This window comes from Streptomyces purpurascens, assembly GCF_045040895.1.
GTDB lineage: Bacteria > Actinomycetota > Actinomycetes > Streptomycetales > Streptomycetaceae > Streptomyces > Streptomyces purpurascens.
Genome location: NZ_CP108341.1, coordinates 2,122,860 through 2,136,412, shown reverse-complemented (window position 1 = coordinate 2,136,412; position 13,553 = coordinate 2,122,860). Strand labels below are relative to the sequence as shown.

The 13,553-nt window shown below is 72.5% G+C and carries 9 protein-coding genes, 1 pseudogene and 1 riboswitch; of the genes and pseudogenes, 2 read left to right on the top strand and 8 right to left on the bottom strand.

Features of this window, described 5'->3' with window-relative positions; translation table 11 throughout:
- Positions 1 to 8: 8 nt before the first annotated feature.
- From OHU35_RS09750 to OHU35_RS09730, 5 genes are all read right to left on the bottom strand, one after another.
- A complete protein-coding gene (locus OHU35_RS09750) occupies positions 9 to 1,391 on the bottom strand; it encodes a cobyrinate a,c-diamide synthase (RefSeq protein ID WP_189730309.1) in 1,383 nt (460 codons plus the stop codon).
- Positions 1,391 to 1,990, bottom strand: a complete 600-nt coding sequence (gene cobO / locus OHU35_RS09745) for a cob(I)yrinic acid a,c-diamide adenosyltransferase (protein ID WP_189730307.1) — start codon at positions 1,988 to 1,990, stop codon at positions 1,391 to 1,393. Before cobO ends, OHU35_RS09750 begins: the two co-directional genes overlap by 1 nt.
- Entirely contained in the window at positions 1,990 to 4,011 is a 2,022-nt protein-coding gene (locus tag OHU35_RS09740) for a putative cobaltochelatase (RefSeq protein WP_359896824.1), read from the bottom strand. The genes cobO and OHU35_RS09740 overlap by 1 nt, the downstream gene beginning before the upstream one ends.
- Before the next feature lie 112 nt (positions 4,012 to 4,123).
- On the bottom strand, positions 4,124 to 5,635 hold the full coding sequence (locus OHU35_RS09735; RefSeq protein ID WP_405505159.1) for a cobyric acid synthase: 1,512 nt from the start codon (positions 5,633 to 5,635) through the stop codon (positions 4,124 to 4,126).
- Positions 5,632 to 6,573, bottom strand: coding sequence for a cobalamin biosynthesis protein (locus tag OHU35_RS09730; protein WP_189730301.1), 942 nt, complete (start codon positions 6,571 to 6,573; stop codon positions 5,632 to 5,634). The genes OHU35_RS09735 and OHU35_RS09730 overlap by 4 nt, the downstream gene beginning before the upstream one ends.
- Before the next feature lie 98 nt (positions 6,574 to 6,671).
- Positions 6,672 to 6,815, bottom strand: a riboswitch (cobalamin riboswitch).
- A 129-nt stretch (positions 6,816 to 6,944) separates the two neighbouring features.
- On the opposite strand from OHU35_RS09730, the pseudogene OHU35_RS09725 reads away from it, so the two are divergent.
- Both OHU35_RS09725 and OHU35_RS09720 read left to right on the top strand, forming a co-directional pair.
- Positions 6,945 to 7,907, top strand: a pseudogene (locus OHU35_RS09725) (serine protease); the annotation flags it as partial.
- Positions 7,908 to 7,941: 34 nt separating this feature from the next.
- The gene (locus tag OHU35_RS09720) at positions 7,942 to 11,118 is read left to right on the top strand and encodes a hypothetical protein (protein WP_405505158.1); all 3,177 of its coding nucleotides are present in this window, start codon (positions 7,942 to 7,944) and stop codon (positions 11,116 to 11,118) included.
- A gap of 24 nt (positions 11,119 to 11,142) precedes the next feature.
- Here OHU35_RS09720 and OHU35_RS09715 read toward each other — a convergent pair whose 3' ends face one another.
- From OHU35_RS09715 to OHU35_RS09705, 3 genes are all read right to left on the bottom strand, one after another.
- Positions 11,143 to 11,364 carry a hypothetical protein gene (locus OHU35_RS09715; RefSeq protein WP_184599685.1) on the bottom strand — a complete coding sequence of 74 codons (222 nt, stop codon included), beginning with the start codon at positions 11,362 to 11,364 and terminating at the stop codon, positions 11,143 to 11,145.
- A 34-nt stretch (positions 11,365 to 11,398) separates the two neighbouring features.
- Positions 11,399 to 12,640, bottom strand: a complete 1,242-nt coding sequence (locus tag OHU35_RS09710) for an inorganic phosphate transporter (RefSeq protein ID WP_189730297.1) — start codon at positions 12,638 to 12,640, stop codon at positions 11,399 to 11,401.
- Between the two features lie 144 nt (positions 12,641 to 12,784).
- Positions 12,785 to 13,537, bottom strand: a complete 753-nt coding sequence (locus OHU35_RS09705) for a lysozyme (protein ID WP_359896815.1) — start codon at positions 13,535 to 13,537, stop codon at positions 12,785 to 12,787.
- Positions 13,538 to 13,553: the final 16 nt, after the last annotated feature.

Here is a 13,553-nt window from a genome sequence, read left to right as displayed (position 1 = left end):
CGTGTCGCTCATGACGTCCGGCACCTCTCCACGAACCGGAGGGCGACACCGGGCTCGGACGCCCAGTGCGTGTGCAGATAACTCGCGTGCACACCGCGCCGTACGAAGCCTTCGACCCGCCGCTCCGGGGACCGGAACCCCCAGGCGGGATCCGGCCCCGAGCCGGGCTCCACGGCGGTCCGGTGGAATTCGTGCCCCCGCATCCGTGTCCCCGCCTCCGCGAGCACACTGTCGCCGACCGCCACGGCGTCCCGGTATCCCAGGGTGAGCCGCCGCGTCATCCGCGCCCCGGCGTCCAGCACCCCGCACATCGGCTGCCCGTCCAGCTCCCGGCACAGATACAGCAGCCCCGCACACTCGGCGGCGACCGGGGCGCCGCTCTCGGCCAGGCCGGCGACGGCCTTGCGCAGGGGTTCGTTGGCCGACAGCTCGGAGACGTACATCTCCGGGAACCCGCCCCCGATCACCAACCCGCTCGTTCCCTCGGGCAGTTCCTCGTCCCGCAGGGGGTCGAAGGGCACGACTTCGGCACCGGCGGCGGTGAGCAGCTCGGTGTGCTCGGCGTAGGAGAAGGTGAACGCCTCACCGCCGGCCACGGCAACCCGCGGCCGGGGTCTCTCGTGCGACCGCGTCGGATGGCGGCCGGGCGAGGAGACCGCCTCGGCCGCATCCCAGGCGGCGCAGGACAACGCGCCCGCGCCCTGGGCCAACTTCATCAACGCGTCCAGATCACAACCCTCGGAAACCTGCGCGGCCATGGCCGCGACAGCCCCCAGGGCCTCCTCGCGCCGCTCCGCGACCGGCACCAAGCCCAGATGCCGCGACGGCGTGTCCACCTGCGGCGCCCGCCGCAACACCCCGAGCACCGGCACCCCGACCTGCTCCATGGCCTCCCGCAGCAGCCACTCGTGCCGGTCCGACGCGACCTTGTTCAGAATCACGCCCCCGACCCTCACCTCCGGATCCCAGGAGGTGAACCCGTGCACCAGCGCCGCCACCGACCGGGACTGCGACGACGCGTCGACGACCAGCACCACCGGCGCCCGCAGCAACTTGGCGACATGAGCCGTGGACGCCAGCTCGCCCTCACCGGCCGCCCCGTCGAACAGCCCCATCACGCCCTCGACGACGGCGATGTCACACCCCCGCGCCCCGTGCAGGAACAACGGCCCGACCAGGTCCGGCCCGCACAGATAGGCGTCGAGGTTCCGTCCCGCCCGCCCGCTCGCGAGCGCGTGATACCCGGGGTCGATGTAGTCCGGCCCGACCTTGTGCGGGGACACGGCGAGTCCCCGCGCGGCGAACGCGGCCATCAGGCCCGTGGCGACGGTGGTCTTGCCGCTGCCGGAAGCCGGCGCGGCGATGACCAGCCGTGGGACGGACGAGGACATCACCACTCGATGCCCCTCTGCCCCTTCTGCCCGGCGTCCATGGGGTGCTTCACCTTGGACATGTCGGTCACCAGGTCCGCGAAGTCGACGAGCTTCTCGGGCGCGTTCCGCCCGGTGATCACGACATGCTGGGTCCCGGGCCGGTTCCGCAGCACCTCAACGACCTCGTCGGTGTCGATCCAGCCCCAGTGCAGCGGGTAGGCGAACTCGTCCAGCACATACAGCTTGTACGTCTCGGCCGCCAGGTCCCGCTTGACCTGCTCCCAGCCCTCCCGGGCCTTCTCCTCGTTGTCCATCTGCCCGTCGCGCTGCACCCACGACCAGCCCTCGCCCATCTTGTGCCAGTCGACGGACCCGCCCTCACCGGACGCCCCGAGCACCCGCAGCGCGTTCTCCTCGCCGACCTTCCACTTCGCCGATTTGACGAACTGGAACACCCCGATCGGCCACCCCTGGTTCCAGGCCCGCAGCGCGAGCCCGAAGGCGGCGGTGGACTTGCCCTTGCCGACGCCCGTGTGCACGAAGACGAGCGGCCGGTTCCGGCGCTGTCGGGTCGTCAGACCGTCGTCCGGAACGACACTCGGCTGTCCCTGCGGCATTACGCGGCCCTCCTCGAAGTACCCTGCACATCCTTGACCAGCCCGGCGATCGAGTCGGCCCGCAGCTCGTCCAGCGTCACGGCGGTGCCGCCCAGCTCACCCGCGAGCTGCCCGGCGAGCCCCAGCCGTACCGGACCCGACTCGCAGTCCACGACGACCGACGCGACGCCCTCGGCCGCGAACAGCCGCGCCGCACGCCCGGCCAGGGCGACCGGCTCCGGGCCCCCGGTGGCCCGCCCGTCCGTCACCACCACGACCAGCGGCCGCCGCGCGGGATCGCGCAGCCGCTCCACCCGCAGCACGTCGTGCGCGCGCAGCAGCCCGGCCGACAGCGGAGTACGACCGCCGGTCGGCAGCGACTCCAGCCGGGCCGCCGCCGCGTCCACGGACGAGGTCGGCGGCAGCGCGACCTCCGCGCCCGACCCCCGGAAGGTCACCAGACCCACCTTGTCCCGCCGCTGGTACGCGTCCAGCAGCAGCGACAGCACGGCCCCCTTCACGGCGCTCATCCGCTGCCGCGCCGCCATCGACCCGGAGGCGTCCACGACGAACAGCACGAGATTGCCCTCGCGGCCCTCGCGGGTGGCCTGCCGCAGGTCGTCGCGGCGCACCACGAGTCCCGGCCCGGACCGCCCGCGCGCCCGCTGGTGCGGGGCCGCGGCCTGCACGGTCGCCGCCAGGTGCAGCTTGGTGAGGGAGCCCTTCGGCCGCCGGGCGCCCGTGGTCCGGCCGTGTTCGGTCCGCGCCCGCGAACGCCGCCCGGCGGCACCCTCGCCGAGTCCGGGCACGCTCAGCACCTTGGTCCGGAACGGTTCGGAAGCGCGTGCGGCCGACTGTTCGCCGGCTCCCGAAGGCTGCGGCTGCGGCTGCCCGTCCTGTTCGCCCTCCGGCCGGGCCTCCTGGTCACCGCCCTGAGGCCCGTCCTCGGGCGCCGGCTGTCCACCGCCCCCGCCGGGCCCGTCCGGCCCCGAGTCCGGGTCCGGGTCGAGGTCCGGGTCCGGGTCGTCGTCCCCGGAGAACTCCTCCAGGGTCTCGTCCAGCTTGTCCTCGTCCAGGCCCGGCGCGTCGAAGGGGTTGCGGCGCCGGCGGTGCGGCAGCGCGAGCAGCGCGGCCTGCCGTACGTCCTCGGCGAGCACGTCCGTACGCCCGGCCCAGGCCGCGAGCGCCGTAGCGGTCCGGGCCATCACGATGTCGGCCCGCATGCCGTCCACCTCGAAGGCCGCACAGGTCGCCGCGATCTGCCGCAGCGCGTCGTCGCCCAGCCGCACCGACGGCAGCAGCTTCTTCGCGGCCACGATCCGGGCCCGTACGTCGGCCTCCTCCTCGGCCCAGCGGGCGGCGAACCCGGCCGGGTCGTCGTCGTACGCCAGCCGCCGTCGTACGACCTCGACCCGCTGCTCGGGCTCCCGCGAGGCCGCGACCTCGACGGTCAGCCCGAACCGGTCGAGCAACTGCGGCCGCAGCTCGCCCTCTTCGGGGTTCATGGTGCCGACGAGCAGGAAGCGGGCGGCGTGCCGCACGGAGACGCCCTCACGCTCCACGTACGAGGCGCCCATCGCGGCCGCGTCCAGCAGCAGGTCGACCAGATGGTCGTGGAGGAGGTTGACCTCGTCGACGTAGAGGATGCCGCGGTGCGCGTCGGCGAGCAGGCCGGGCTCGAAGGCCTTCACGCCCTCCGACAGGGCCCGTTCGATGTCCAGCGCGCCGACCAGCCGGTCCTCGGAGGCGCCGACGGGCAGCTCGACCATGCGGGCCGGCCGGGAGGCGAAGCCCCCCGGCTCGTGCGGCCCGTCCGGGCAGCCGGGGTCGGGCGAGCCGGGGTCGCAGGAGAAGCGGCACTCGGAGACGACGTCCACCTCCGGCATGAGCGCCGACAGCGCCCGCACGGCCGTCGACTTGGCCGTGCCCTTCTCGCCGCGCACCAGCACACCGCCGACCGCCGGTGACACGGCGTTCAGCAGCAGCGCGAGCCGCAGATCGTCCTGGCCGACCACGGCCGTGAACGGAAAGGGGGTGGTCACTTTTCGTCGTCCTCCAAGTCGCCTTCGAGTTGCGGATGGATCAGGCAGCCGGACCAGCGTCTCAGGTGGCCCGCGGTCGCCGTGCCGGCGGTCCACACCACCGCCACGGCCCTCATGCGGGCGCTCCCGGCGGGACGAAGGGCAGCCCCGGCGGCGCGCCGGACTCGATGAGCCGCCACAGCGCGTTCGTGTCCGCGTGCTGTTCGATCAGGTCGCCGAGCCGGTCGAGCTGCTCCTCGCGCAGCGCGGCGAACGAGGTGTCCGGCGCCGGTACGAAGCGGCGGCCGGCGGCGACCGCCACCTCGCGAAGGAAGGCACGCCGGAATCCGTCCGACTCCAGCGAGCCGTGCCAGTGCGTGCCCCAGGTCTGGCCGACCCGGCAGCCGTCCAAAAAGGGATCGCCGCCGGTGACATCGGCGACCCCGTGGTGGATCTCGTAGCCCTCGACATGCTCCCCGAGGGCCTCGCCCGTCGGCCGGGTGAGGGTCTTCTCGCGGGCGAACCGCACCCGCACGGGCAGGATCCCGAGCCCGTCGACCCGGCCCCTGCGGCTCTCGACGTCGTCCTCGATGTCCTCGCCGAGGATCTGGAAGCCGCCGCAGATGCCGAGGACGGGCCGCTGCTCGGCGGCCCTGCGCACGAGCGCGTCGGCCAGCCCGCGCTCCCTGAGCCACTCCAGCGCACGGACGGTCCCCCGGGTCCCCGGCACGATGACGAGGTCGGCGTCGGCCAGCTCCTCGGGCCGGTCCACGAACCGCACGACGACACCGGGCTCGGCGGCCAGCGCGTCGACGTCCGTGAAGTTGGACATGAGAGGGACCGCGCAGACGGCGACGCGTAGCACGTCCTCGCCGACGGGCGGGGCGACAACGGACTCCCGGACCGTCCCCCGCAGGGAGACGCGCAGCCCGTCCTCCTCGTCGATCCCGAGCCCGTGCCGGAAGGGCAGCACGCCGTACGTGTGCCGCCCGGTGAGGCCGTGGAGCATGTCGAGCCCCGGCTCCAGCAGGGAGACGTCCCCGCGGAACTTGTTCACGAGGAACCCGGCGACGCAGTCCTGGTCCTCGCGCGACAGCAGGGCGACGGTCCCGAAGAACGAGGCGAAGACCCCGCCCCGGTCGATGTCGCCGACCACGAGCACGGGGAGCCCGGCGTTGCGGGCGATTCCCATGTTGACGATGTCGGTCCGCCGCAGATTGATCTCGGCCGGCGAACCGGCCCCCTCGCAGATCACCGCGTCATACGTGCCCCGCAACCGCTCCAGGCAGTCCAGCACGGTCCCGAGCAGCCTCTGCTGCCGTCCTCCGTGGTACCCGCGCGCACTGAGCTCGCCGACCGGCTTGCCCAGCAGCACGACCTGACTGCTCTGCTCGCCGCCGGGCTTGAGCAGCACCGGATTCATCAGCGCGGTCGGCTCCACACGGCACGCCTGCGCCTGCATGGCCTGCGCCCGCCCGATCTCGGCGCCTTCCCGCGTCACGAACGAGTTCAGGGACATGTTCTGCGCCTTGAAGGGCGCGACCTTGACACCCTGCCGCACCAGCCACCGGCAGATCCCGGCGGTCACGACGCTCTTGCCGGCGTCGGAGGTGGTACCGGCGACGAGAAGCCCCCCGCCCGTCATGACGTACGCCCCTTCACGATGTGGCGCGCGGCGACACAGACGCCGAGCGCGAGCCAGCCGACGCGCCTGGACAGCCGTACGGCCCGTTCGATGTCCCCGGTGCCGACGCCGCGCCCCGCGCCGTTGAGCACGGGACGGTGCTCGACGCGCCCGCCGTAGGACAGGGTCCCGCCGAGCCGCACCCCGAGGGCCCCCGCGAACGAGGCCTCCACGGGCCCGGCGTTGGGACTCGGATGCTTGGCGGCGTCGGCACGCCAGGCCGTCACGGCTCCCCGCGGATCGCCCCCGGCCACGGCGGCGAGCACGGCGGTCAGCCGGGCCCCCGGCCACCCCACCACATCGTCCAGCCGCGCGGAGGCCCACCCGTAGCGCCGGTACCGGGCCGACTTGTGCCCGACCATGGCGTCGAGGGTGTTGACGGCCCGGAACCCGACGAGCCCCGGCACACCGCCGACGGCCCCCCACACGAGCGCCCCCACGACCGCGTCGGAGGTGTTCTCCGCGACCGACTCGACTACGGCCCGGGCGATCCCGTCGGCGTCCAGGGACTGCGGATCCCGTCCGCACAGATGCGGCAGCCGTGCACGGGCCGCTTCGACGTCCCCGGCCTCCAGGGCACGCCCGATGGCCTGCGCCTCCCGGGCGAGCGAAGTCCCCCCGACGACGGCCCAGGTGGCCGCGCCGGTCACCACGACGGAAGCGGCATCGGACGCACGCACAGCACGCGCGGCGACGGCCCCGAGCGCGACGGCCCCGCCCGCACACACCACGGTGTGCAGCGCGCCCCACCCCCGGTGGTCCCGCCACAACACCCGCTCCACCGCACCCGCGGCCCGCCCGAACGCGGCGACCGGATGCCCCCGGCGAGGATCGCCGAGCAGCAGATCACCGATCAGGCCGACGGCGGCACCGTACGCGTGGACGCGACCGGCACCCATGGGCTCAGCCGGCCACGGGAGCGGGCAACGGTGGGGTACTGACCCTCGATCGGCAGCCGAACATGGCGATATGTCCTCACTCAGGGTGTCCACGCCCTGGTTCGACGAGACCGGCGGTGAGAGTTCCTGGCTCCCGGTGATTGCTACCCCGGTGACAGTGGCGGGACCGCGCCGGACTTCCACCGGCTTCCTCTCCTACCGCCGTATTGGCCCCGGCAGTCCACCACGGCCGCGAACAGCCGTCAACTTGCCGTTGACCTGCGAGGGGAGAGTGTGGACAAGCCCACACCGCTAGCACGACGCTCCGCTCCCGCGGACCGGCTCGGGGCGAATTCCCCTGTGCGGGGCACGTTTCGCCGACCCGCTTGCGGGTGCCTGGCGCAAACCCTCCAATACCTCGCACGGGGTGCACACATGCGGAGAGGACAGGACCAGTGCAGAACGACCGGTTCCCGGAGGGGCTCGGCGCCGCGGTGGCCCGGGTCCGGTCCGCCGACGGCACTCCCGTCGGCTCCGGATTCCTGCTCGCCCCCGGCACGGTGGTCACCTGCGCCCACGTGGTCGCACAGGCCCTGGACACCGACGCACGGGCCGACTCCGCGCCGACGAGCCCCGTGACGGTCGAGTTCCCGCTCCAGCGGGGCAGTGTCGCCTACGAGGCCTCCGTGTCGGCCTGGCGGCCGGTGGCCGCGGACGGCACCGGCGACATCGCACTGCTGCGGCTGCCCGAGGACACCCCCGGCACCCTCACCACGCCGGTCCCGCTGGCAGGCGCCGGCGACGTCTGGGACCACCGCTTCCGGATCCTGGCCTTCCCCGCCACGGCCGAACACGGCGCCTGGATCGGCGGGCGGCTGCTCGGCGCCGTCGGGCAGGGCTGGATCTCCATGGAGGCGGAGGGCACCGCACACCACATCTCCCCGGGGTGCAGCGGAGCCCCCGTCTGGGACGAGCAACTCGCGGCCGTGGTCGGCATGACGGTCGCGACCGACCGCGGCCGCACGGCCGGCACCTCCTATCTCATCCCCGCGGCCGCCCTCCTGGACCTCCAGCCGGGCCTGCGCCGCTGCCCGTACCGCGGACTCGACGCCTTCCGGGAGGAGGACGCCGAGCACTTCTTCGGCCGGGAGAAGGAGACCCAACGCCTCCTCGACGCCGTGGACCGGCACCTCGTCGTGCCGGTGGTCGGCCCGTCCGGCAGCGGAAAGACCTCCCTCGTCCGCGCCGGGGCGCTCCCACACCTGCGCGCCGCCGGCCATACGGTGTCGGAGATCCGCGCGCTGCCGGGGACGCGTGCCTCGCTCACCCTGGCGCGAGCGCTGGCGCCGCTGCTGGAACCGGACGTGGGCGTGGCCGACCAGGAACGCAGTGCAGCTCGAGGAGACCGTGGCGGCCGAACCGGCCACCGCCCGCACCCTGCTGGCCCTGGTCGTGGCCCTCGCCTCCGTCCCGGCCGAGGACAAACGGCTCCGCGTCCTCGCCACGCTCCGCTCCGCGTGCCTCGACGACCTCGTGGAACCCGCCACGGCCCACGTCCTCAGCGACTGCGCCCAGATCGTCGCGCCCCTGGGCCGTACCGGACTCCTGGGCGCCATCGAGGGCCCGGCCTCCCGAGTCCCCGGCCTCACCCTCGACCCCGGCCTCGCGGAACGCATCGTCGACGACGCCGAGAACGAACCCGGCCACCTGCCCATGGTGGAATTCGCCCTCACCGAACTCTGGTCCCTCCAGGCCGGCGTACGCCTGACCCACAGCGGCTACGAGGCCCTCGGCGGAGTGACCGGCGCGCTGTCCACCCACGCCGAGAAGCGGGTCGGGGAGGTCATCGCGGAGCATGGCGAGGACCCGGTCCGCAGGCTCTTCGTGCAGTTGGCCCGGCCCGACGACGGGGGTGGCTTCACCCGTAGACCGGCCCGCCTCGCCGATCTTCCCCCAGGCCAGCGCGCCGCTGCCGAAGCCCTCGCGGTGCGGACCCGTTTCCTGCGCATCACGCAGGGAGACGACGGTGCGGTGGTCGCCGACTTGGCGCACGAAGCCCTGACCCGCAAATGGGAACAGCTGCGCGTGTGGCTGGAGGAGTCGAGGCGCTTCAGGACCTGGCAGGAGCAGGTGCGGGAACAACGGGCGCTCTGGGAGGAGGAGTTCCGGGACCCGGGACGACTTCTCAGGGGAGTGGCGCTGGAGACGGCTCTGAGCAGGAGCCGTTCACGCCCGGAGGACGTGTCGGCAGTGGAGCGGGAGTTCATCCAGCGCAGTGTCCGGCACCGGCGGCGCGGACTCCGGCGTTGGAGGGCCGGGGCGGCGACGGTCGCCCTGCTGCTCGTCGTGTCGGTGGTGCTGGCCGTCCAGTTCGGCCGGAGCAGTGCCGCCCGGGCCGAACAGCTCAGACAGCAGGCGTCGCAGGCGCTGGCCGCCGAAGCGGGCACCCTCTCCGGCCAATCGCCGTCCACATCACTGCAACTGTCCCTTGCCGCGCTGAACAACGCGGACACCCCGGCCGCGCGGCAGGCCGTCCTCGACCGCTACCTGGCCATGCGGTCGGTGGTGGGACAGCGCAGGAACGCCTGGGCAGGCAGCCTGTCGTACCTCGTCGCGAGTGCTGGAGGCGACACCGTCGTGAGCGTGTCGAATGTGGGAGACACGGTCGTGTGGCGGGATTGGGCGATCGGCGGCTTCACTCGTAGCACCCTGGACCTGCCGGTCGCTGACGCGAGTGCGCTGGAACTGAGTGACGACGGCTGCTTGCTGGCCGCCGTCGTGGCCGACCGCGTCGCCGTGCGTCCCACAGGCTGTCCCGGACGGTGGCGGTCGCAAGTGCTGCGGCTGCCCAGGGGCAGCGGCGCGGTCGACTCCGTGGACAATCTCGACTTCGACGCGGAAGGCCGGTTGCTGCTGGCCTACGAGACGTCCTCGGGGCGGGAGCGGGACGCGAGCCATGTCGTGCTGTGGGACAGGGGCCAGGGCAAGCCGCCGAGGGCCCGCTCGGTGCCGCTGCCCGGCCGCCTGGGCATCAGCGAGGCACGGCTGCTTCCTCAGGGGCAGGGCGTCGTGCTGTTGACAGGCACCCCCGACGAGGACTGGGACCAGGCCCGGGCTTGGTCGTTGGACGGCGACCGACTCTTGAGGGCCCCGGTGAAGCACGCTGCGGACCTGCTGCCTGACGGCCGGATCCTCGTAGAGCAGTTGGACAGACCTGTGGCGGTGCACGACGCCGTGACCGGACGACGCGTTCGAGGGCTCTCCGGCAGTACCGCGAGCGGCATCGACATGACGGGCTGCTGCCTGGTCGACAGCGCCCAGGCCGAACAGCAGGAGGCCGGAACCATCGATCTCCTCGCCTTCACGCCCTGGGACGACGGCCGCCGCTACTACACGACGGTGCCCACCGACCGGGAAGCGGAGACTTTCCACGATGTCCAGCCGGTGGTGAAACGGGTGAGCGCGAACCGGATCCGGGTGCTGCTTCCGGCCGGTTCGGACCTCCTGGTCGTGGAAGCGGAACCGGCCGCAGGGGAGTCGCTGCGCCCGCGTGGCGGAAGCACACCCAGTGTGCCGGACCGCAGAGGCCGCTTCCGGCTGGTGTTCACCTCGAACCGCGAACTGCAACTCGTCGGCCGTGCCCGCGAGTTCAGGAGCGTACGGGTGCCTGCCTTGGGGACCCTGCTGCAGGGCGCCGTCTTCACCTCTTCCGGACGCCGTGCGGTGGTGTGGGACGCCTTTGGCGTGTGGAGCTACTCGGTGCCGGCTCTGAAGGACCGGGTGACACTGGTCCGGAGCACGTCCTTGGGCGACATCGTGCCCTTGGAGGGCGACCGGCTGGCAGTGATCACCGACGCCGGACTCGAGTGGATCGACGCGGCCACCGGAGAGCGGCTCGCGGACCCCGTACGCGCGGTGCGGCGGGACTGCGTCCGCGTCGGCTGCAGTCTGGCGGCGATCCCGAAGCATCCGGACCACGTGTCGGTTCTCGCCGACGGAGTGCTTCGGATCCGGGACCTGTCTCAGGGTCGCCTCGTCGGCCGTCCCCTCGAACTGGGCGCGCGGGTGGCGCGGGGATCGGGCCGACATGTGGTGTTCGGGCCTGACGGCCGCACGGTCGCTCTCGTCTCCGCCAGTTCTGACACGGTGTCACTGCGAAACGTCGCCGGGGGCGGCTGGCTCGGGCGGCGGCTGGAGGAGCCGGGGGTCGCCGAGATCGTGGACTTCAGCGAGCAGGGGCTTCTCCTCCAGGACACCGCGGGTCGGATCCGATTCTGGGACCTGCGGTCGGCCCTCTCCCTGCGCCTGAACCTTCCGCCGAGAGGCGCCGGCGGCCAATGGCACAGTGCCGAGGCCTGGCGGCTGGACGAGGACGGAGCGTCAGCGGTCTTCGGTGGCGGCGAGCAACTGGCGGTGCCGCTGGACCCGAACCGGTGGCTGCGCACTCTGTGCGCCCGCGCGCATGCCGACCGGGACTTCCTGCAGGAGGAACTGCGCGAGGCGCCCGCCGGCATGGAGACGACGGCGCCCTGCGCCGCCCATCGAAAGGGCGTCGCAGGGCGCTGAAGGCTCTGGCGGCCAGGCGGCCGGTCAGGCCACGATCAGATAGATCCCATACCCCACAGCCGCCGCACACGCCGCGAAGCACGCATACGCCCCCGTCACCGCAAGCCCCGCCGACCCGCCCGCCGCCACCGCCCGCTCGCGGCGCGACAGGCCCGTGATGCCGAGGGTGAACAGGCCGACGAGGGTCACGGTGGCCACGAGGCTGACGCCGAAGACGGAGCCGAGGGTCGCCCAGTCGATCTTCATCTCAGAGATTCTTCCTTGTCACCGGTGGGCGGGATCAGACCGTGGTGGTCGTGGTGGAGGGCTCACGTTCGGCCGAGGCCTGGGCCGGGATCGTGGCGGCCAGTTCCTCGGACGGGCCCGCCGGAGGCGGCGTCACCGCGGCGATCGCGGTGGTCACGACGCCGGCCGGCTCCTCCTCGACCTCGTTGACGTTCGTGTGGTCGACGACCTCACGGCGCGAGAGCTTCCAGATCACCGCGCTGGAGGCGACCAGGAAGATCGCCACGACCGCCGTGCCCCAGTTCCCGAAGCCGGTCACGTACTCGGCGAGCGCGCCCACCAGGGCCGCCGCCGGCAGCGTGAGACCCCAGGCGACGAACATCCGCGTCGCCGTCGACCAGCGGACCACGCCGCCCTTGCGGCCGAGTCCCGCACCCATCACCGCGCCGGACACGGAGTGGGTGGTGGAGAGGGAGAAGCCGAGGTGCGAGGAGGCCAGGATGACCGTCGCCGCGCTGGTCTGGGCGGCGAAGCCCTGCTGCGGCTGGAGGTCGGTCAGGCCCTTGCCCATGGTGCGGATGATGCGCCAGCCGCCGAGGTAGGTGCCGAGCGCGATGGCGATACCCGCCGAGAGGATGACCCACGTGGGCGGGTCGGAGTCGGGGGCGACGGCGCCGCCGGCGACCAGGGCGAGGGTGATGACACCCATCGTCTTCTGGGCGTCGTTGGTGCCGTGGGCCAGCGAGACCAGGCCCGCGGAGGCGATCTGGCCGGCCCGGTAGCCCTTCTTGGAGGCCTCGCCGTCGGCCTTCCTGCCGAGGGAGTACGTCAGCCGGGTGGCGAGCAGTGCGGCGATGCCCGCGACCAGCGGGGCGGCGATCGCCGGGATCAGCACCTTGGTGACCAGGACGTCACCGTGCACCGCGCCGACGCCCGCCGAGGCGATCGTGGCGCCGATCAGGCCGCCCATCAGGGCGTGCGACGAACTGGACGGCAGACCGACGAGCCAGGTCAGCAGGTTCCAGAGGATCGCGCCGACCAGGGCGGCGAAGATGACCTCGGGACGGATGCCGGCCTCGTCGACGAGGCCTTTGGAGATCGTGTTCGCGACTTCGACGGACAGGAAGGCGCCGACCAGGTTGAGGACCGCGGACATGGCCACCGCGATCTTCGGTCTCATGGCGCCCGTGGAAATGGTCGTGGCCATCGCGTTCGCGGTGTCGTGGAAACCGTTCGTGAAATCGAACGCGAGTGCGGTTACCACCACAATCGCGAGGATCAGCGAGAAGCTTTCCATTTACCCAGGCAATCGTTCGGCGTCGTTGGCGGGACGAACGTAGGTAACCAGAGTGAACGGAAGATGAACTGGGAGGGGCGCAGGGGTGTCCGCAACAGGGGACTGCCATTCCGCCCTGGTATGGCTGCCCTCACGCCCCAACGATCAAGCACCCCTTGCGAACTGTTTCAGTCGATCGAGTGACCCGTCGAAGAGATTCTGGTCACCCGGCAGGGTGCCGTCGCCGTTGTCGTACTGCCAGAAGGTCCAGGAGGACCAGCCGGCCGGCAGCGGCCCCGCGCTCGCCGCGTCGTAGCGGGCCACCCACAGGTGGTGGTTCGCGGCGAAGGCACGGCTGTTGCCCGTGCACGTGTTCCACCAGTGGGTGGTCGTGTAGATCACCGGGCGGCGGCCGGTGAGCCGCTTGACCTCGCCGCTGAACGACTTGATCCAGCTGACCATCCCGGCCTTGCTCAGGCCGTAGCACTTGTGCTTCTTGTCGTACGGGTTGTACTCGATGTCGAGCGCCGGCGGCAGCGTCCAGCCGTCCGCGCTCCAGCTGCCGCCGTTGCGTACGAAGTGGGCCGCCTGCGCCTGGCCCGACGACCTGTTCGGCAGTGCGAAGTGGTAGGCGCCGCGGACGAGGCCCGCCGCGCGCGAGCCGTTGAACTGCCGGCTGAAGTAGGGGTTGCGGTAGGTGGTGGACTCGGTCGCCTTGACGTAGACGAATCTGGCGCCCTTCGCCTTCGCGCTGCGCCAGTCGACGTTCTTCTGGTGGGACGAGACGTCGTGTCCCTTCGGGCGGCTCGCCGCCGCGGCCGGAAACTCCGCGAGCGCGGTTCCTCCCAGCGCGAGTGCCGCCGCGGAGGCCGCCAGTAGGCGGCCGCGGCGGCGGGTCGATATGTGGTCACGGGCCATGTGATTCCCCCCGGAA